General features: G+C 65.9%; 16 protein-coding genes and 1 pseudogene. 8 read left to right on the forward strand and 9 right to left on the reverse strand.

Annotation, left to right across the window (positions count from 1 at the left end; all coding sequences use genetic code 11):
* The 4 genes and pseudogenes from RCH07_RS02765 to RCH07_RS02780 all read left to right on the forward strand — a co-directional run.
* Positions 1-394 (forward strand): annotated as a pseudogene (locus RCH07_RS02765) (hypothetical protein); the annotation flags it as partial.
* Positions 395-661: 267 nt separating this feature from the next.
* Complete coding sequence (locus RCH07_RS02770; protein WP_326965941.1) at positions 662-1,138, forward strand: Fur family transcriptional regulator; 477 nt, start codon at positions 662-664, stop codon at positions 1,136-1,138.
* A 16-nt stretch (positions 1,139-1,154) separates the two neighbouring features.
* A complete protein-coding gene (locus RCH07_RS02775; protein ID WP_326965942.1) occupies positions 1,155-2,675 on the forward strand; it encodes a catalase in 1,521 nt (506 codons plus the stop codon).
* Positions 2,676-2,798: 123 nt separating this feature from the next.
* Entirely contained in the window at positions 2,799-3,434 is a 636-nt protein-coding gene (locus RCH07_RS02780; protein WP_326965943.1) for a DUF2461 domain-containing protein, read from the forward strand.
* A 195-nt stretch (positions 3,435-3,629) separates the two neighbouring features.
* On the opposite strand, the gene RCH07_RS02785 is transcribed toward RCH07_RS02780, so the two are convergent.
* The 6 genes from RCH07_RS02785 to RCH07_RS02810 form a co-directional block, all read right to left on the reverse strand.
* On the reverse strand, positions 3,630-5,204 hold the full coding sequence (locus RCH07_RS02785) for an APC family permease (RefSeq protein WP_326965944.1): 1,575 nt from the start codon (positions 5,202-5,204) through the stop codon (positions 3,630-3,632).
* A 216-nt stretch (positions 5,205-5,420) separates the two neighbouring features.
* The gene (locus RCH07_RS02790; protein ID WP_326965945.1) at positions 5,421-5,828 is read right to left on the reverse strand and encodes a DUF779 domain-containing protein; all 408 of its coding nucleotides are present in this window, start codon (positions 5,826-5,828) and stop codon (positions 5,421-5,423) included.
* A 16-nt stretch (positions 5,829-5,844) separates the two neighbouring features.
* Positions 5,845-6,855, reverse strand: coding sequence for an alcohol dehydrogenase AdhP (gene adhP, locus RCH07_RS02795; RefSeq protein WP_326966047.1), 1,011 nt, complete (start codon positions 6,853-6,855; stop codon positions 5,845-5,847).
* Positions 6,856-7,018: 163 nt separating this feature from the next.
* Positions 7,019-8,542, reverse strand: a complete 1,524-nt coding sequence (gene exaC, locus RCH07_RS02800; RefSeq protein WP_326965946.1) for an acetaldehyde dehydrogenase ExaC — start codon at positions 8,540-8,542, stop codon at positions 7,019-7,021.
* 156 nt (positions 8,543-8,698) lie between these two features.
* Positions 8,699-10,087: a GAF domain-containing protein gene (locus RCH07_RS02805; protein ID WP_326965947.1), complete on the reverse strand. Its 1,389-nt coding sequence runs from the start codon at positions 10,085-10,087 to the stop codon at positions 8,699-8,701.
* Between the two features lie 283 nt (positions 10,088-10,370).
* Positions 10,371-11,822: an FAD-dependent oxidoreductase gene (locus RCH07_RS02810; protein WP_326965948.1), complete on the reverse strand. Its 1,452-nt coding sequence runs from the start codon at positions 11,820-11,822 to the stop codon at positions 10,371-10,373.
* A 187-nt stretch (positions 11,823-12,009) separates the two neighbouring features.
* On the opposite strand from RCH07_RS02810, the gene rarD reads away from it, so the two are divergent.
* The 4 genes from rarD to RCH07_RS02830 all read left to right on the forward strand — a co-directional run bounded on the left by rarD (position 12,010) and on the right by RCH07_RS02830 (position 16,012).
* Positions 12,010-13,092: an EamA family transporter RarD gene (gene rarD, locus RCH07_RS02815; protein WP_326965949.1), complete on the forward strand. Its 1,083-nt coding sequence runs from the start codon at positions 12,010-12,012 to the stop codon at positions 13,090-13,092.
* A gap of 115 nt (positions 13,093-13,207) precedes the next feature.
* Complete coding sequence (locus RCH07_RS02820) at positions 13,208-13,612, forward strand: DUF7793 family protein (protein WP_326966048.1); 405 nt, start codon at positions 13,208-13,210, stop codon at positions 13,610-13,612.
* Positions 13,613-13,637: 25 nt separating this feature from the next.
* A complete protein-coding gene (locus RCH07_RS02825; RefSeq protein ID WP_326965950.1) occupies positions 13,638-15,197 on the forward strand; it encodes a putative bifunctional diguanylate cyclase/phosphodiesterase in 1,560 nt (519 codons plus the stop codon).
* The gene (locus tag RCH07_RS02830) at positions 15,194-16,012 is read left to right on the forward strand and encodes a class I SAM-dependent methyltransferase (RefSeq protein ID WP_326965951.1); all 819 of its coding nucleotides are present in this window, start codon (positions 15,194-15,196) and stop codon (positions 16,010-16,012) included. Before RCH07_RS02825 ends, RCH07_RS02830 begins: the two co-directional genes overlap by 4 nt.
* Before the next feature lie 97 nt (positions 16,013-16,109).
* On the opposite strand, the gene RCH07_RS02835 is transcribed toward RCH07_RS02830, so the two are convergent.
* The 3 genes from RCH07_RS02835 to RCH07_RS02845 form a co-directional block, all read right to left on the reverse strand.
* Positions 16,110-16,982, reverse strand: coding sequence for a universal stress protein (locus tag RCH07_RS02835; RefSeq protein WP_326965952.1), 873 nt, complete (start codon positions 16,980-16,982; stop codon positions 16,110-16,112).
* Between the two features lie 362 nt (positions 16,983-17,344).
* Positions 17,345-18,709: a 4-aminobutyrate--2-oxoglutarate transaminase gene (gene gabT, locus RCH07_RS02840; RefSeq protein WP_326965953.1), complete on the reverse strand. Its 1,365-nt coding sequence runs from the start codon at positions 18,707-18,709 to the stop codon at positions 17,345-17,347.
* Positions 18,710-18,803: 94 nt separating this feature from the next.
* Positions 18,804-20,234, reverse strand: coding sequence for a gamma-aminobutyraldehyde dehydrogenase (locus RCH07_RS02845; RefSeq protein WP_326965954.1), 1,431 nt, complete (start codon positions 20,232-20,234; stop codon positions 18,804-18,806).
* Positions 20,235-20,303 lie beyond the last annotated feature (69 nt).

The raw sequence follows: 20,303 nt of genomic DNA on the forward strand, positions 1-20,303 counted from the left end.
TCAGACAGTCGGGTACCACCGCTACGACACTCCCGGCGAGCTGAACTTGTTGAACAGGATCTGGGAGCTGCAACGACTCCTGACGAACCATTTCGCACCCCAGCAAAAGCTCATTTCCAAGGAACGAAACGGCGCGAAGATCACCAAGAAATATGATGCGCCGCGAACACCCTTCCAACGGGTCCTCGCCGACGAGGGCGCCGTCCGAAAGACGGTCAAGACCAGACTCACGCGGGAAGATAAACCCCTGAACCCGGCAGCGATCCAGCGTCAGGTTCAGGCCCTCACCGCTGAGCTGCTCACCCTGACCACGAGCAAACAAGGACCCAAAACCATGCCGTCCACGCGCGCACTTTCGAATGATTCCACGAAGAAAGCTACGCGCGCATCTTGACATGATTCCCCGGGGGGTCAACTGGCTTCCCAGCGCCGCGACGGCGGAGCCAAGCCAAAGGCGGCGGAAGGCCGGGCTTTCGCGCAAGGGCGTGATGTCAGCCAGTAGTTTCCCCACCCGGCAACTCTAGTGGCGCCGGGCGTGCCCAGGGCACCGTGACCCCGGAGTCAGGCCAGGAGCGCAGCCGAAGCCTGCCGCGGCGCAATCTGAGTCGCGGCAAGCACAGCCTTATTATGACGGGTTCACAATAAGTGCTTGAATGGAGCCATGAAGGACTCCCCGGGCACCCACGAGGCATGGGCTGCCGCCCTGCGTGCCCACGGCCGCCGGGTGACCAAACAGCGGCTGGCGGTGCTCGCCGCCGTCGAACATCACCCGCATTCGCCGGCGGAGGCGGTACTTGCCGCCGCCCGCGAGGACTTGCCCGAGCTGACCGCGCAGTCCGTGTACGTGGTGCTGGGCGACCTCACGGAGCTGCAGATGCTGCGACGGTTCGAGCCGCCGCACTCCCCCGCCCTGTATGAGACGCGCGTGGGCGATAACCACCATCATGCGATCTGCATCGGCTGCGGCCGCGTCGAGGACGTCGAATGCGCCGTTGGCCACGCGCCGTGCCTCACCCCGCACTGGGATGAAAGCGCCACGCCAATGACCATCCAGATTGCCGACGTGATGTACCAGGGCATCTGCCAGGACTGCCAGCGGACCCAAACACTTCCCTCCCTATCGAAGCAAGCAAAGTAATCAACAAAGGAGAATGATGACTGCTAACCTTTCTGCGCCCATCGCGCATACCGCGACCACAAGTCAGACCGGCACCCCTGTCGCGTCGGACGAGCACTCGCTGACCACCGGTGCCGACGGAGCCACCGCCCTGCACGACCGTTACCTGGTCGAGAAGCTGGCACAGTTCAACCGCGAGCGGATCCCGGAGCGGATCGTGCACGCCAAGGGCGGCGGCGCCTTCGGCACCTTCACTGTGACCGGCGACGTATCCGGGTACACCCGCGTGGCGGCATTCCAGCCCGGCACCCAGGTTGGCACCGCCATCCGCTTCTCCTCCGTGGCCGGCGAGCAGGGCTCCCCCGACACCTGGCGCGACGTGCGCGGTTTCGCGACCCGCTTCTACACCCCTGAGGGCAACCTGGACATCGTCGGGAACAACACCCCGGTGTTTTTCATCAAGGACGGCATCAAGTTCCCGGACTTCATCCACTCCCAGAAGCGCCTCCCGGGCTCCGGCCTGCGTGACGCGGACATGCAGTGGGACTTCTGGACGCTCTCCCCGGAGTCCGCCCACCAGGTGACCTACCTCATGGGTGACCGCGGGCTGCCACGCTCCTGGCGCGAAATGCACGGCTTCTCCTCGCACACCTACCTGTGGACCAACGCCGAGGGCGCGCGCTTCTGGGTCAAGTACCACTTCCGCTCCAACCAGGGCGAGCACAACATCACCAACGAACAGGCCGAACAGCTTGCCGGGGCCGACGCCGACTACTACCGTCGCGACCTGCACGGGGCGATCGCCGAGGGCAACTTCCCCAGCTGGACCCTGCACGTGCAGGTCATGCCGTACGAGGAAGCCAAGGCGTACCGCTTCAACCCGTTCGACCTGACCAAGGTCTGGCCGCACGCCGACTACCCGCTGGTCGAGGTGGGCCGCTTCGAGTTGAACCGCAACCCGGAGAACTTCTTCGCCGAGATCGAGCAGATTGCCCTGTCGCCGGCGAACGTCGTTCCGGGCCACGACATCTCCCCGGACAAGATGCTGACGGCGCGGGTGTTCTCCTACCCGGATGCGCACCGCTACCGCGTCGGCACCAACTTCAACGAGTTGCCGGTTAACCGCCCCATCTCCCCGGTGAACAACTACTCGCAGGACGGCTCGCTGCGCCACGGCTACAAGCCGGCCACGGCTCCGGTCTACGCCCCGAATTCCTTCGGCGGCCCGGTGGCTGACGCAGCGCGCGCCGGCGAGGGCTCCTGGGAGTTCGACGGCGCCCTGGTCCGCACCGCCGCGACCCTGCACTCCGAGGACAGCGACTTCGGCCAGGCCGGCACGCTGTACCGCGACGTGTTCGACGACGCGGCCAAGGCCCGCTTCCTCGACACCATCTCCGGTGCCGTGGGCGGCGTGCAGAACGCCGAGATCAAGGAACGCGCCATCCAGTACTGGACCAACGTCGACGCCGAACTCGGCGCCAAGCTGCGCGCCAACCTGGGTTCTAACCTGGGTTCCGTAGCCGTCTCAGCCGCCGAGGCGGCGAACAAGATCGGCTAACTCCCGTTCAACGGACAACGCAACACCCCGCCACGGATCATCCGTGGCGGGGTGTTTTGTTTGTTTCTCCACATACGCCCCGGAACTATCGTCATCGCACAGCCGTGTACCTAGGATTCATTCATGACCCACTTTGCAGGCATTCCCGATGCGGCCTTCCGGTTCTATTCCGATCTTGAACACAACAACAACCGCGCCTGGTGGCTGGAACACAAGGAAATTTACGACGCCGCCGTGAAAGGTCCGCTGACACTGCTGCTTACCGAGCTGGAGCCGCAGTTCGGCGAGGCTAAAATTTTTCGTCCCAACCGGGACGTCCGGTTTTCCCTGGACAAATCCCCCTACAAGACCGTGCAAGGCGCATTCGCGTCCGTTGCCGAGGCTACCGGCTTCTACGTCCAGCTCAGCGCCGACGGCCTACTTATCGGCGGTGGCTGCCATACCCATACGCCGGATCAGCTGGCGCGCTTCCGAAGCGCCGTCGATGCCCCGTCCAGCGGCGAAGTCCTGCGGGCGATCGTGCAGGATGCAAAGGCGGCAGGCTTCGCGGTGGAAGGCGAGAGACTCAAGACTGTCCCCCGGGGATTTGCCAAAGATCATCCTCGGGCGGAACTGCTAAAGCACAAGTCGCTCACTGCCGGCATCAACCTGGGCCGGCCGGGGTGGCTCTCCACCCCGGACGCAGCAGGGGAGGTGGCCCGCCGCTGGGAGCAGCTCCGGCCCCTCGTGGAATGGATCGGCCGCTTTGCTCCGGCGTGAGAGGGCTCAGACGAGCTGGCACTCTGGCACCGGTTTCTGGCACGTTCCTTGCCCTGGAGACCGGCCGGCTCAACGAATGGCGGGCCACCCCTCCTCGTGCGGGAACCCGCCTGCCAGCAACGCCAACAGCAACGCGGGGTCACATATGGCCCATCCGACAGGGCGTAATGGGCCGTAGGTGACCCCGCGTTGCAGTTAGGAGCGGGTGAGCGTGTCCTCGCGCTCCTCGTCCGCAGCCTCGACTTTGGCTTTGGCCGCGCTATGGTCGCCGGGGCCATTGACCGAGGCCTTGGCCGCTGCGAACTTCTCGTTCAGCCGGGAGTGGCGCTGGCCGTAGGAGAAATAGATGACGATGCCAATGACGAGCCAGATGGCGAAGAAGATCCAGGTCTCGACGGCCAGGTTCGTCATCAGGTAGAGACAGAGGACAGCCGACACAATGGGCAACACCTTACCGAAGGGCACCCGAAACGCCGGTTTGAGGTCCGGGCGTTTCTTCCGCAGCACAATCACACCGATGCTGACTGTGACGAACGCGGACAACGTGCCGATGTTGATCATTTCCTCGAGCAGGTCCACATTGGTCAGACCGGCGACCACCGCTACTCCGGCGCCGCAGATGATCTGGAGGCGGACCGGCGTCGCCCGGATGGTGCTGGTCTTGGAGAGCGAGCGCGGCAGCAGGCCGTCACGACTCATGGCCAGGACCACCCGGGAGAGGCCCATCAGGAGCACCATAATCACCGTGGTCAGGCCCACGAGGGAACCGAAGGCGATGACTTTGGCGGCGTCGGTGTTGCCCACGGCCTCAAACGCCGTGGTGAGGGTCGGGTTCTCGGCCGCGGCCAGCTCGGTGTAGGACACCATGCCTGTCAGGGCCAGGGAGACCAGAATGTAGAGCACCGTGACGACGGCGAGGCCGCCGAAGATGCCGCGTGGCAGGGTCTTCTGCGGGTTCTTGACCTCTTCGGCGGAGGTCGCCACAACATCGAAACCGATGAACGCGAAGAACACCAGGGCCGCGCCGGCAAAGATGCCCAGGGTGCCGTACTGCGCGGGGGCCGCGCCCGTGAGGAAACCAAGGAAGGACTGCTTCATGACGTCGGCGGCGCCCGTGCCGCCGGTCGGCTCGGAGGCGGGCACGAACGGGGTGTAGTTCTCGAACTTGACGTAGCTGAAGCCCACCACGATCACAAAGAGCACGACGGCGATCTTGATCAGCGTGAAGATGTTGCCGACCCGCGCGGAGAGCTTGGTTCCGAGCACCAGCAGCACGGTGAAGACTGCCACAACCAGGAAGGCGCCCCAGTAGAGGTCCACGCTTCCGAGCTTGATGGCGGGCGGAATGTCCACGCCCATCAGCGCGAACACCTTGCTGAGGTAGATGCCCCAGTACTTGGCGATTACGGCGCCGGCGGTGAAGAGTTCGAGGATCAGGTTCCAGCCGATGATCCAGGCCAGCAGCTCACCCATCGTGGCGTAGGTAAAGACATAGGCGGAGCCGGCCACCGGGATGGCAGTCGCGAACTCGGCGTAGCACATGATGGCGAGCGCGCAGGTGACTGCTGCAATGGCGAAGGAGAGGGTAACGGCCGGGCCGGAGAAATTGGCGGCGGCCTTGGCCCCGACGGAGAAGATCCCGGCGCCGACCGCAACGGCGACGCCCATGATCATCAGGTCCCAGGAGCTGAGCGAGCGCTTCAGCTGGCGTCCGGGTTCATCGGCGTCAGACATCGACTGCTCGATCGATTTGGTCCTGAAAAGGTTCATAGGAAAGTCCACAATCTCGTTAGCTTGTTGGAAACAGACCTATTGATAGTAGTGTCCATCCACTGGGCGGCCAGATTCGTCCCGCATAGTGAGACGCCGGAGCGGGCTGCGCCGGTCTCCCGACACAGCCCGCTCCGGCTTGCTTCGCTTCGCTCCAGACCGGACCCGGTCGGTGCCGGTCCGGCCCGGTCGGGCCCAGACCGGCTCCGGGCGGACTCAGGCCGGCCAGTCCATCAGGGTGGACCGGATCAGGAATCGTTTGCCCTCGGGTGCTTCCACGGAGAAACCACTCCCCCGGCCCGGGACCACGTCCACGGTCAGGTGGGTGTGGCTCCAGTAGTTGAACTGCTCCTTGGACATCCAGAATTCCACCGGCTGGGGCTGGATTCCGTCCGAGATGTCGAACAGGCCCAGCAGCTCGTCCGAGTCCCCGGTAATGAACTCCCCTGCGGGATAACACATCGGCGAGGATCCGTCGCAGCAGCCGCCCGACTGGTGGAACATCAGCGGCCCGTGCCGGATCCACATCGTGCGCAGGAGTTCCACGGCCTCGGTGGTGAGCGCCACGCGGGAGAAGTCCTCCCCGGGGCGGGTCACGCCGGCGTCGAGCTTTGTATGTGGCATCAAAGCGTCTCCTTCATCAGTAGGTGATGACCACGCGGCCGTCGATCTTCGCGTGCTTCATTTCGTCAAGAACAGCGTTCACCTCGGAGAGCTCCCTGGTGGACACCGTGGGGTGGATCTTGCCCTGAGCATAGAATTCCAGGGCTTCCGCCAGGTCCTGCCGGGTTCCCACGATGGAGCCGCGGACCGTCAGGCCCTTGAGTACAATCTCAAAGATCGGCGCCGGAAAGTCGCCCGGCGGCAGACCGTTGAACACAATCGTTCCGCCGCGGCGGGCCATCCCGATCGCCTGGCCGAATGCCGACGGGTGCACAGCCGTGACCAGGACTCCGTGGCAGCCTCCGGTTTCGCGCTGGATGACTTCCGCGGGATCCTCGTGCAGTGCGTTGACTGTCAGCTCGGCCCCATGCTTCTTGGCCAGGGCGAGCTTGTCATCGGCGATGTCCACCGCGGCAACCCGGAGGCCCATGGCCACCGCGTACTGGACGGCGATGTGGCCGAGTCCGCCGATGCCCGAGATGGTGACCCACTGGCCGGGCCGGGCCTCGGTCATTTTGAGTCCCTTGTAGACGGTCACGCCGGCGCAGAGCATCGGGGCCACCTCGACGGGGTCCGAGCCGGCCGGGATCCTGGCCGCAAACCGGCTATCCACCAGCATGTACTCGCCAAAGGAACCGTCGACGCTGTAGCCGGCGTTCTGCTGCGCTTCACACAGGGTTTCCCAGCCGGTGCGGCAGTACTGGCAATCGCCGCAGGCGGACCAAAGCCACGCGTTGCCGACGAGGTCTCCGACGGCCAGGTCCGTGACGCCCTCGCCGAGGGCAACCACCTCGCCGACTCCTTCGTGGCCGGGGATGAACGGCGGGCTCGGCTTCACCGGCCAGTCGCCTGTCGCGGCGTGGAGGTCTGTGTGGCAGACGCCGGTGGTCAGCACCTTGACCAGCGCCTCGCCCCGGCCCGGGACAGGAACGGGGAGGGTCTGGATCTGCAGCTCTTTGCCGAATTCGGTTACTACCGCGGCTTGCATTGTCGTCGTCGTCGTTGTCGTCGTCATGGCGAAATCCTTGCGTCATCAAGCATGGGTATGACTAAAAGGCGTGTGCGGTGAGCCGGCGTCCTTTCGCCGGGTGCACACGTGGTGCGGGCGGGGCGGATCGATTTCTGATCCGCCCCGCCCGGTTCAATAGGGCTTAGAAGAAGCCGAGCTTGTTTTCGTTGTAGCTGACCAGGAGGTTTTTGGTCTGCTGGTAGTGGTCCAGCATCATGGAGTGGTTTTCGCGACCGATGCCGGAGGACTTGTAGCCGCCGAACGCTGCTCCCGCCGGGTAGGCGTGGTAGTTGTTGACCCACACGCGGCCGGCCTGGATCTCGCGGCCGGCACGGTAGGCGACGTTGCCGTTGCGGGACCAGACGCCGGCGCCGAGCCCGTAGAGGGTGTCGTTGGCGATGCCCATGGCGTCGTTGTAGTCGCTGAAGCGGGTCACGGACACCACCGGGCCGAAGATTTCCTCTTGGAAGATCCGCATCTTGTTGTGGCCTTCGAAGATGGTCGGCTGGACGTAGTAGCCGCCGGCCAGGTCTCCGGGAAGTTCGGCCCGGGCTCCGCCGGTGAGCACCTTGGCGCCCTCCTGCTTTCCGATGTCGATGTAGGAGAGGATCTTTTCGAGCTGGTCGTTGGAGGCCTGGGCACCCAGCTGGGTTTCGGTATCCAGCGGGTTCCCCTGGATGATCTTCTGGGTCCGGGCCACGGCGTCGGCCATGAAGGAATCGTAGATGTCTTCCTGGACCAGGGCGCGGGAGGGGCAGGTGCAGACTTCACCCTGGTTGAAGGCAAAGAGCGTGAAACCTTCCTGTGCCTTGTCGTAGAACGCGTCGTTGGAATCCGCGACGTCGTTGAAGAAGATATTCGGGCTCTTGCCGCCCAGTTCCAGCGTGACCGGGATCAGGTTTTGGCTGGCGTACTGGCTGATCAGCCGGCCCGTGGAGGTCTCGCCGGTGAAAGCGATCTTGCGGATCCGCGGACTGGACGCCAGCGGCTTGCCGGCCTCGACGCCGAAGCCGTTGACCACATTGAGGACGCCGGCCGGCAGCAGGTCGCCGATGAGTTCCATCAGCACCAGGATCGAGGACGGCGTCTGCTCAGCCGGCTTCAGAACCACGGCGTTGCCGGCAGCGAGGGCCGGGGCGAGCTTCCAGACGGCCATCAGGATCGGGAAGTTCCAGGGGATGATCTGGCCCACGACGCCGAGCGGCTCGTGGTAGTGGTAGGCCGTGGTGTCGTCGTCGAGCTGGGACAACCTGCCTTCCTGGGCGCGGACGGCCGACGCGAAGTAGCGGAAGTGGTCCGCGGCGAGCGGGATGTCGGCGTTGAGCGTTTCCCGGATCGGCTTGCCGTTGTCCCAGGATTCGGCGACGGCGAGCATTTCGAGGTTCTCGTCGATCCGGTCGGCGATCTTGTTCATGATCGCGGCGCGTTCGGCGACGGAGGTCTTGCCCCAGGAAGGGGCGATCTTGTGAGCGGCGTCAAGCGCCAGTTCAATGTCCTCTGCGGTGCCACGGGCGACCTCGCAGAAGGCCTTCCCGGTGACGGGGGTGATGTTCTCGAAGTACTGGCCCTTGACGGGGGCAACCCACTCGCCGCCGATCCAGTTCTCGTAGCGGTCCTTGAAAGTGACCTTGGAGCCCTCGGTACCGGGCTGGGCGTAGACAGTCATTGCTAGCTCCTTTGCTGTGCAAGATTGATGGCTGCCAAATATTGGCGGCAGCCGTTGCACCCAGCGTAGGAGCGGGGAGGTTGCAGTCAGGTTGCAGCCGAAGTGACCCGGGTCACGTGGCCCGCATCAGCGCGGGTGCGGGCGGTTCTGTGCGGTTCAGGCGCTGAGTTCCGTCTCAAGCCGTTCCAGATCGGCGACGACGGCGGCCCGCTTGGGTGAGCGGGGCGGCAGCAGCTTCAGCGCCGCGAGGCGGACCTCGACGTCGTCCCTCGCCTCGGGCAGTTCGGCGTACCTCAGGAGCGACTCGGCGCTGCCGTCCGTGAGCACGGCTTCGCGCAGTAAGGAGGAGACCCTGTTCCGCAGTTCGGCGATGCCGGGAGACTCCGAGCGCGGCAGGACGGCACCGCGGTATATTTCCAGGGCGATCCGGTGGGCGCCGCGCTGCAGGCAGCTCAGGACCTGGCCGGAATCCGCGAGCAGATCCATCGGCAGCCGGTAGGGGCGGGATTCCGGGACCGCATCCGGGTTGAGCAGCTGGAGGACCCTGCGCAGGCGGACCATCTCGGCCCGCAGCGTCATGGTGGAGGCATCGCCGGGGTACAGCAGGGTGCAGAGTTCCTCGGCGTTCAGCCCTTCCGGGTGCGCGCTGAGAAGGGCAAGGATCTCGCTGTGCCGGGCAGAGAGCGCCACGGTCCGGCCGTCGATGCTGAGCAGGGCCTGGTCCCGGCCGAGAAGCTGGAGGCTGTTGCGGTAGAGGCTGGTGGCTGTAGCGGCGCCGGCACGGCCGGCTGAGGCGGTGGCCGGGCTTCGTCGTCGGACGGGTGAAGCCTGCCGGCTGGCGGCCAGCTGGAGGCGTTCCACCCGAAGGTGCGCCTGGGCTGCCGCCACCGTGGCCTCGACCAGGGACAGGGTATGCGGGGCCACCGCTGACGCCGTGCCCGTGATGTCCACGACGCCCAGCAGGGCACCGGAATCCGGGTCGTGGAAGGGCACAGCCGTGCAGCTCCACGGGTGGACGGAGCGCTTGTAATGTTCGGCACCGGAGATCTGGATGCCGCGGCCAAGCGCCAGGGCAGTGCCCGGGGCGCTGGTTCCCACGGTGGCCTCGGACCAGTCGGTCCCCGGGACGAACATCATGCCCTCGGCCCTGCGCAGCATTGCGGCGTCGCCTTCTACCCAGAGCAGCCGGCCCACCTCATCGCCCACGGCCACCAGCATTCCACTGTCATGGCTCGGCAGGACCAGGAGCTTATGGATCACCGGCATGATGGCGGCCAACGGATGCTGCCGCCTGTACTCTTCCAATTCCTCGCGATCCAGCACCAGCGGGGCCTCGGGATTGTCCGGGTTGGCCTGCAGCTGCACCGAGCGCCGCCACGACTCCTGGATCAGGCTGCTGAGGCCGGGCAGCTGCAAGTCCGCCGGGAACACGAGTCCGCGGGAATCGAGCTGTTCATGGCCGGCGCTGGCATACTGCTGGCGCAGCTCCGCCGGGACCCCGCCGTCGGGCGGGAACAGAGCTGCCGGATCAACCACATTCCTCATTGAACTCCCACCGGACGGGCGCGACGGCGTGCCGAAAGCAGCCTGGTCCGGCCAAGTCTAGTGGGCTGAAGGTGGTACCCGCCAGAGCTCGCTCGCGCTGCGTGGCCGTGGCACCTCGGGGGCGCGCAATCGGCTCCGCGACGTGCTTACGGTTTCGCGACGCGCCATCGGCTTCGCGACACGCAATCGGCTCCGCGACACGGAAAAGCGCTGTCGACGCCGGAATAACCTGCGCGCCAGCGTTTTTGCGCGTCATGGGGAAATTTGCGCCGCGGGCGGGCGCTTAGCCGCGAGAGATTTTCACCATCTCCTCGCGCGGCACCACCTTGACGCGCTCCCGCACGACGGCGGTTGTGGGCCCGGTCGCTGCGGCAGAGGCGGCGGACCACTCCGCGCCGAGGGCGAGTTCATGCGCGTCGAGCTTGTTCCAGCCGGCCCACGTGGTGTATTCGATCCCGCGCTCTTCGAGCAGCTCGATGATGGCCTGCGGGTCCGGGTTCTGCGCCGGCGGGAGGGTCAGCCGGTCCTCGAGCAGGAACCCGATGGTCTCCAGGGCATCGCCCTTTGTATGGCCGATCAGGCCCACCGGCCCACGCTTGATCCAGCCGGTGGCATAGATCCCCGGAACGGGCGTGCCCCCGGCGTCGAGCACGCGGCCGCCCTCGTTGGGGATCACGCCGCGGCGGGTATCGAATTCCAGCTCGTCCAGCGCTGAGCCGTGGTAGCCGATTGCCCGGTAGACGGCCCCGACCGGGTAGTCGAGGAACTGTCCGGTGCCTTTGACATTGCCGGTGCCATCGAGCTGCATGCGCTCGAACTTGATGCCGGTGACCTTGCCGGGGCTGGTGGCGCCGTCGTGGATTTCGACGGGGCTATGCAGGAAGTGCAGGTGCAGCCGGCGGGAGGACGGCACCTCGGCCTCGGCGTGCTCCTCGACGAGCCAGTTGGTCAGGGTGTTGACCATGGTCCGGATTTGGTTGTTGCCGCGGATGGCACTGTCCGAGGCCTCGTCGAACTCGAAGTCCTCCGGGTACAGGACAATGTCCACGTCCCTGGCATGGCTCAGTTCGCGCAGCTCCAGCGGGGTGAACTTCACCTGGGCCGGACCGCGGCGGCCGAAGACGTGCACGTCCGTGACCGGGGAGCCCTTCAGCGCCTGATAGACGTTGTCCGGAATCTCCGTGACGAGCAGGTCGTCGGCGTGCTTGACCAGCATCCGGGCCACGTCCAAGGCCACGTTGCCGTTGCCGATCACCGCGATTTCCCTGGCGTCCAGCGGCCAGTCGCGGGGAACATCGGGGTGCCCGTCGTACCAGGAGACGAAGTCCGCCCCGCCAAAGGAGCCCTCGAGCCCGACGCCGGGAATGTCCAGTTCCGCGTCCCTGATGGCCCCGGTGGAGAAGATCACGGCGTCATAGAAGGCGCGGAAGTCATGCAGGGTCAGGTCCCGGCCGTAGGTGACGTTGCCGAGGAAGCGGATATCCCCACGGTCCAGCACCTTGTGCAGGGCATTCACGATGCCTTTGATCCGGGGGTGGTCCGGGGCCACACCGTAGCGGATCAGGCCGTAAGGTGCCGGGTAGGCCTCGAAGAGGTCGATGCTGACCTCGAAGTCGCCGTCCTTGACCTCGTTGGATTTGGTCAGGATGTCCGCGGCGTAGACGCCGGCCGGTCCGGCGCCGACAATAGCGACGCGGAGCGGACGTTTGGACGTGGTTTCGGCCGAGTTGGACACCGGGAGCCCTTCTGAGTCTTAGCGGCTTCGCCAGTTGACGCGGCCGCACAGTCCCCTATTCTAAATGTCTGCGGGGACCTTGTGGCTCTGCCGTGACGGAGATCGCAGGCATCTCCGCCGCTGCGCCAGTCACAAGACAGTCAAAACCCAGGCAGAACGCAGGAATAGGGCCGTCCCGGGCGGTGTTATGGATCTTGTGCCTACCCCCGACGGATCCCCTTCCCCAGCCACGCTGACCGCCAACGGTCCAGCCGGTGCAGCCGCACCGGCAACAAGTGCCGCCGCAGAAGGTCCCGCCGCACCAAGAGGCGGCCCGTCGGCCCGGCCGCCGGCGGCGGCCCTCAAGGCAGTGGACAAGGACACGACGGCGGGAGTCCTGCTCGGCATCGGCGCCTACGGGCTGTGGGGGCTGATGCCCCTGTACTTCTTCCTGCTGCAGCCGGCCGGAGCGGTCGAGATCGTAGCCAACCGGGTGATCTGGTCCATGCTCTTCTGCACCCTGCTCATCACCATCACCCGTTCCTGGCGGGTGCTCGGGGCGGCGTTCCGGAACCGGACGGTGATCGTCCCGCTGATTCTCGCCGCGGTCCTGATCGCGGTGAACTGGCTGACCTACGTCTACGGCGTGACCACAGGCCAGGCAGTGGAAGCCTCGCTGGGCTACTTCATCAACCCGCTCGTCTCGGTACTGCTGGGCGTCTTCGTCCTGAAGGAGAAACTGCGGAGACTGCAGTGGGCCGCCGTCGCAATCGGGTTCATTGCCGTGGGCGTGCTGACGGCCTCCTACGGGAAACTGCCGTGGATCGCCCTGACCCTGGCGTTGAGCTTCGGGCTGTACGGCTTCGTTAAGAAGCGCGTGGGCCCGCGGGCGGATGCCATTACGAGCATCACGGTCGAAACTATCGTGCTCGCGCCGCTGGCCGCCGCCACGATGATTTTCCTCGCGGTCAGCGGGGCAGCGACGCTGGGCACCAACGGCGCCGCGCACTTCTGGCTGCTGGCGGCGTCAGGCATCATCACCGCCGTGCCCCTGCTGTTCTTCGGCGCCTCGGCGCGCCGGCTGCCGATGACCACGATCGGCCTGCTCCAGTATTTTGCCCCGGTGCTGCAGTTCATCGTGGCGCTGGCAGTATTCAAGGAAACAATGACCCCGGACCGCTGGATCGGCTTCGGCGTCGTGTGGCTCGCGCTGCTGGTGCTGACCGTGGACATGCTGCTGACCGCGCGGAAGAACTCCGCGACACGGAAACGGGCCCGCGCGGCCGCGTAGTTCCCGGCTGCCCGGGATCCCGCCGCGGGCCGGCAGCGGCTGTGCCGGTGCTCGCGAGGGGCGATCCGGTGCGTTATTGTCGAGGCATTGAACGCAATAAGTCGGAAGCTGAGGTCTGCCCGTGCCTGATCAGGATCTTGAAACCCCGGGCGGGTCCGAAGTCGAGTCCCTCGAGCTCGACCCCAGCGGCATTATTCGGCTCGTCTGGGTGCGGGGAGCGAGTATCGACGGCTCCGGTGCCCAGCTGGCCATGGACGGTGTCAATGAACTGTGCCGGGGACGGCAGCTTCCGCTCCTGATCGATATGGCCACGACAAATTCTGTGAGCCGCGCGGCGAGGGCCGTGTTTTCCAAACGCTGCGACGCGTCTGCCATTGCACTGCTCGGCACCTCCCCCGTTGACCGCGTCCTTGCCAATTTTTTTCTGGGCGTCCACGCGGCACCGGTTCCGACAAAGTTCTTCACCAGCCATGACGAGGCCGTCCGCTGGTTGATGTCCCAGGCCGATGCTCGCGGGTGACGACGATTGGCGGCTTGAGCAACTGGTGGCAGGCATAGTTGTTCTCTCCTCCGGAGATCTCTCGAACCGCATGGAAATTTCCCCGGCCCGGGACGGCATTGACGCCGTTACCACCGGCATCAATCTGCTCGCCGATGAGCTTCAGAGCATGTACGACGGCCTGGAAGTCCGCGTGGCCGAACGCACAGCACTGCTGGAAGATGCGAAGGCGGACCTCCGCCGGGTCATCAACACGGATGAACTCACGGGCCTGGCGAGCCGGTCACTGCTTCGACAGACGATTACGGACGCCACGCTGGCGGCCGGGGAAGCCGGTCACCCACCCGCACTCATTCTTATGGACCTTGATTCCTTCAGATTGATCAACGACAGCCTGGGGAATGCGGCAGGAGACACCGTTCTGGTGGAAGTCGCCCGGCGCCTGAGATCTGCGGCAGGCGGGCAGCATCTGGTGGCGCGGCTCAGCGGGGACGAATTCGCTGTGCTCGTTGTGGGCTGTGAACCGGAGTCAGTGCTGCAACTGGCCACCTGTCTCCTGCGGGAGATCGAGGCGGGGATACAGGCCGGCGGAATCGCCGTGACCGTAACCGCAGGGACCGGGGTCCGGTTCGGCGAGGCCGGGCTCCGCGCCGACGAACTCATCCGTGACGCCAACATTGCCTTGCACGAGGCGAAAAAACAGGGCCGAGACAAGATACTGGTTTTCACCCGGGAAATGCATGAGACCGCAAAGGAGCGGGTCCATCTCGTGACGGAAGTCAGAGCGGCGCTCGCCGCCGGCCAGTTGGAACTCCACTACCAGCCAATCGTCGACCTGCGAACCGGACGGCTCGCAGGGGCTGAGGCCCTGATCCGCTGGCTCCATCCGCGGCGGGGCCTGCTGGCGCCGACGTCGTTCCTGGCCGCGGCGGAGGAAGGCGGCCTCACAGTGGAAATCGGCCGCTGGGTGCTGGATCAAGCCATCGCGCAGGCCGGCCGCTGGCGGACCGCGCCAGGCCTTCCCCCGGATTTCCGCATCCATGTCAACCTTTCTGCCGTGGAACTCCACCACAACGATTTGGCCCCGTACGTCCAGGGGTTGCTCACTACGAACGGGGTGGCGCCGGAGCAGGTCGCAATAGAAATTACCGAAACGGCGATCATGAGTGGCGGACCGGAAGTATCCCGGACCATGAAAGCGCTCAACGGGCTGGGAATTCCCCTGGAGATTGACGATTTCGGCACCGGTTATTCCTCCATCAGCTATCTACGCACCCTCCCGGCCCTGCATGCAAAAATTGACAAGTCACTCATCGACGGCCTGGAAACGGACAGCCAACAGGAAAATTTCGTCGGTGCCATCCTGCAGTTGATCCACTCGGCGGGCCTGGGAGCCGTCGCCGAGGGCATCGAGCACCAGGCGCAAGCAGAGAAACTCCGGGAATTTAACTGCGAATTCGGGCAGGGGTATTTCTTCAGCCGGCCTCTGCCCGTTGCGGAAATGACGGCAATTCTTGCCTCCGGCGGACCGGCCGGCACCGCATTCACCACCGTCGGCCGCAGCCCGATTCGGCGGGGACGCCACGCAGCGGGGGCGCAGACGTGACGGTCCGCGCGCCAGGTGCCCTAGCACGATCCGCCGACACCTTCCGGCTCGCAGTCCGGGTGGCCGTACTGTCCGTCAGGATCCCCCGGCACCCTGATGGCCTCTGGGACAATTTCTGGAGCGGCGTTTCGGCGGGTTCGCTGCGGGAGGCCATCATCTGGGAGGCTACCCGGGAGGACGAGATGGATCAGCATCTTGAGCGGGCGGCCAACCTCCTGGATACCGGCCTAGCGGTGGTGGATATCGGCTGCGGCGCCGGTGCCATTTCCCGGCGGCTCGCCGGCGTATTTCCTGCCGTCGTGGGAGCCGATGTTTCCCCCGCAGCCGTAGCCGCCGCGAGGTCAGCAACCACAGCGATGCCGCACGTCACATTCATGGTGCTGGACGCCACAGACCCGGAAGCAGTCGCTGCCCTCGCACTGGAATTTGGCGAAGTGAACGTCTTTGTACGCGGCGTGTTCCATGTCCTCAGCCCCCGCCGCCAGGCAGCACTCGCGCGGGCAATCCAACCGCTGCTGGGAAACCACGGCCGGATCTACCTTGTGGAGACGAATGTTTCCGGCGGAGTCCTCAACTATCTGCGCGGGCTGGGCGCCACCGGCCGTGGCATCCCCGGACCCCTGCGGCAGGCCATCGCTGCCCTTCCGAAGCCAGGCCATTTTGGTGCTCCGCAGCGGCGCCGGGTGTTCCCTGCCCGGGGCTGGACGGTGCTTGCGGAAGGTGCCACGACTCTGGAGACAGCACCAATGCAGGTGGACGGTCCCGGCGTCGTGATTCCGGCGTACTGGGCGGCTCTGGGCCGCCGGCAGGAGTAGCGCGCGGCGGCTCTGACTGCGGCGCCCGGCCCGCTGCGGCGCCCGGCCTGGTCGCCCGGCCCGCTGCGGCTCTGGCCGCAGCAGACGGGACCCGGCGTTAGTCCTCGGGGCTGCTATTGATCCGCTCGTAGTCGCGCGGGACCACCACCATGGGAACCGGCAGCGCATGGAGCACCTTGTTGGCGGTGCTGCCGATGAAGAGTTTGTTCTTCTCCGCCAGACGGGAGGAACCGACGATCATGATCTCGCCGTCCTCCCATTCGAGGTCGTCGATCGCTTCCTCGATGGTCCGGCCGTGCGCCACTTCGACGCTGACGTGGTGCCCGGGCGGGAGCCGGTGTGAGGCCGTTGTGAGGATGGTGTTGGCGTGGACATGCGCCGCATTGATGTTCTCGCCGCTGTCCCCTTCGACGTCGAGTTCCACCAGGGAGACCAGCCGCAGCGGGACACCGCGACGTTGGGCGGATTCGATCGCGACGTCGATGGCCGCCTCCGCGCCGGTGCGCCTGCCCACCGCGAGGGTGAGCCGGCTGATCGGTTCCGTGCGCCGGTAACCGCGGGGAGCCAGCGCCAGCGGAACGGGCGAGGCATGAAGCAGGGCGTTGGCCGCGCTGCCGACGCTGTAGCGCTTGAACAGCCCGTTGCTGGCTGCGCCCACCACGATCAGACCCGCCTGGTACTCCACGGCGGCATCAATGAGGCCGGCCGCGTGCGAATCGGCCTGGCGGACGTGGAACCGGGCCTCGAGGTCCTTCGGGACGAGGGCCAGGCCCTCCCGTTCGGCGCTGAGCACTTCCTGCTCGGCGGCGCTGACTCGGTTTCCGTCCGGGTTCATGGCGACATAGGGGGTACGCCGGTCCACCACGTAGACCAGGTCAAGATGCGCGTCCTGGGCGTGGGCCATGGCGGCGGCCAGCGCAACGGCGTCGGCGCCGCGCTCGTTGGGTGTGTAGCCAACTACGTATCGCATGTATGAACCCCTTATGGGTCTGGGGCAGAAGCCAGCCTTGCTCCGGGGATTCCGGGCGACATCGGCCGGTCTGCGTTCGTGCAGTGGTAGAAACGACTCTAGCCCAGCGGCGCCCGGAATACCGGATGGGACTGCTGATGGTCCTGCCGGTCCTTACGGCCTGGACGCCGCTGCCGGACAGCCCGGCGGAACCGGCCAGGGCACATCCTCCCCGGCGGAGTCCACGACGGCGGCACCCACGACGGCGGAGTCCACGACGGCGGCACCCGGCCAAAGATGCCCCGGCCAAAAGAGACGAGCCGCGGACGAAGATCGTCCGCGGCTCGTCTTACAGCTCCGTTGGCCCGTTAGGTGTCGGCCCGTCAGGCGTTGGCCTTGACGGCCGAGGCCAGGACCTGGAGGCCGTCCAGCAGCAGTTCGTCGCTGATGACCAGCGGCGGCAGCAGCCGGATGACGTTGCCGTAGGTGCCACAGGTGAGGATGATGACACCCTCCTTGAGGCAGGCCGCGGCGACCGTCTTGGTCAGCTCCGGGTTCGGTTCCTTCGAGCCGGCCCGGACCAGTTCGATCGCCAGCATGGCTCCGCGGCCCCGGATTTCGCCGATCACGGAACGCTCGGCAAGCTCGGCTGCGAGCTCGCGCAGCTTTCCGAGGGCGATCTCCTCGATGTGCCTGGCCCGGGCATTGAGGTTGTACTGTTCCATCGAGCCGATGGCGGCCAGCGAGGCAGCGCACGCGACCGGATTACCGCCGTAGGTGCCGCCCAGGCCGCCCGGGTGGACGGCGTCGAGCAGTTCGGCGCGGCCGGTGATGGCGGAGAGCGGCATGCCGCCGGCGATTCCCTTGGCCATGGTGATGATGTCCGGGATGACGCCTTCGTGGTTCACGGCGAACCATTCCCCGGTGCGGCAGAAACCGGACTGGACCTCATCGGCGATGAAGACGACGCCCTTCTCCTTGGCCCAGACGGCCAGCGCGGGAAGGAAGCCCTCGGCCGGGACGATGAAGCCGCCCTCACCCTGGATGGGCTCGATGATGACCGCGGCAACAGACTCGGAGCCGATCTGCTTTTCGATCATGGTGATGGCGCGTCTGGCGGCCTCGGCGCCGGTGATCTGCGGGTTTTCCTCGCGGAACGGGTAGCTCATCGGCATGCGGTAGACCTCGGGCGCGAACGGTCCGAAGTTGGTTTTGTACGGCATGGCCTTGGCGGTCAGTGCCATGGTCAGGTTGGTACGGCCGTGATAGGCGTGGTCGAAGGCGACGACGGCGTCCCGTCCGGTGGCGAGGCGGGCCACCTTCACGGCGTTCTCCACGGCCTCAGCGCCGGAGTTGAAGAGCACGGTGCGCTTCTCGTGGTCACCCGGGGTGAGGCGGTTCAGCTGCTCGGCGACGGCGACGTAGCCCTCGTAGGGCGTGACCATGAAGCAGGTGTGGGTGAAGTGCTCCACGGCTTCTTTGACGGCGCCGACGACGGCGGGATCCGAGGCGCCGACGCTGGTCACGGCGATGCCGGAGCCGAGGTCGATGAAGGAGTTGCCGTCGACGTCGTGGATAATCCCGCCGTCGGCGTCGGCGACGAACACCGGGACGCTGGACGCGACACCCGCGGCGACGACGGCCTTGCGGCGCTCGGTCAGGGCCAGTGACTTGGGGCCCGGGAAGTCGGCCAGGACACGGCGCTTCTGCTCCAGCCGGTAGGTGATGTCATGGGCGGTGGTGGTCATGGGGAAGCCTTCCTCAGCGTGCGGGTATATGCGTGCGGGCGTATGAATGCGTACTACGCGACTGCTCTATGCGTCCAGGGTTATGCGTCCAGGGCTACGCGTCGAGCGCACTCATGACGTGCTTGATGCGGGTGTAGTCCTCGACGCCGTACATGGAGAGGTCCTTGCCGTAGCCGGACTGCTTGAAGCCTCCGTGCGGCATTTCGGCGGCGAGCAGGATGTGCGTGTTGATCCAGACGGCACCGAAATCCAGGTCGCGGCTTACCCGCATTGCGGTGCCGTGGTCGGTGGTCCAGACGCTGGAGGCGAGGGCATAGTCGACGTCGTTGGCCAGCTCCACGGCCTCATCCTCGGTGCTGAACTTCTGCACCGTGATGACCGGGCCGAAGGTTTCCTTCTGGACGATGTCATCGCTCTGCCTGGCGCCGGTGACAATGGTGGGCTCGAAGAAGAAGCCCTTGTCCCCGGCACGGTGTCCGCCGGTCTCGATCCTGCAGTTTGCCGGCAGGTGCTCCACCACTGAGGTCACGGCGTTGAAGTGGTTGACGTTGTTCAGCGGGCCGAAGTAGTTGTCCTCGTCGTTCTGCGAACCGGTGTGCAGGGTCTTGGTGTGTTCCACCATGGCTGCCACGACGTCGTCGTGCACCTCGTCCTGGACCAGGACGCGGGTGATGGCGGTGCAGTCCTGGCCGGCGTTGAAGAAGGCGAACTCGGCGATTGCCGCGGCGCTCTTCTTGATGTCGGCGTCCTTGAAAACGATGGCCGGAGCCTTGCCGCCGAGTTCCAGATGGGCACGCTTGAGCCCCTTCGCGGCCCCGGAGGCGACGGCAATGCCGGCCCGGACCGAGCCGGTGATGGACACGAGGCCGGGGACCCTGTGCTCCACCATCAGGGCGCCCGTCGCACCGGTGCCGAGGACAACGTTGAGGACACCGGCCGGGAGGATCTCGCCGGCGAGGCGGGCCAGGACCAGGGTGGACTCCGGGGTGGTGTCCGAGGGTTTGAGCACAATGGTGTTGCCGGCGGCCAGCGCGGGGCCGATCTTCCAGATGGCCATCAGGAACGGGTAGTTCCACGGTGCAACCTGCGCCACAACGCCGATCGGTTCGCGGCGGACGTAGGAGGTATGCCCCTCGAAGTACTCTCCGGCGGACTTGCCCTCCATGATGCGGGCGGCGCCGGCGAAGAAGCGCAACTGGTCCGCACCGGCGGCAACTTCCTCGGAGGCGATCAGGGAGCGGACCTGGCCGGTGTTGCGGTGCTGGGCCTCGACGAGTTCGTCGCTGTTCGCCTCTACGGCGTCGGCGAGCTTGAGCAGCATGAGCTGGCGCTGCCCCGGCGTCGTGCGCTTCCAGGTCTTGAAGGCATCCTGCGCGGCCCTCATGGCGGCGTCGACGTCGGCCTCGACCGAAATCGGCGACGCGGCCACCACGTCGCCGTTGGTGGGATTGACGATGTCCAGCATCCCGGTGCCGGCCGGAGTGACAAACTCGCCGTTGACGAAGTTCTGCAAGGTTCGAACCACGGTGTACAACCTCTTTCGCGCTGAAGGACCCAATGAGACTGTTTCGAGCCTATGCCAGGGACGCAAGGC

Source organism: Arthrobacter sp. CG_A4 (assembly GCF_035985125.1).
GTDB lineage: Bacteria > Actinomycetota > Actinomycetes > Actinomycetales > Micrococcaceae > Arthrobacter.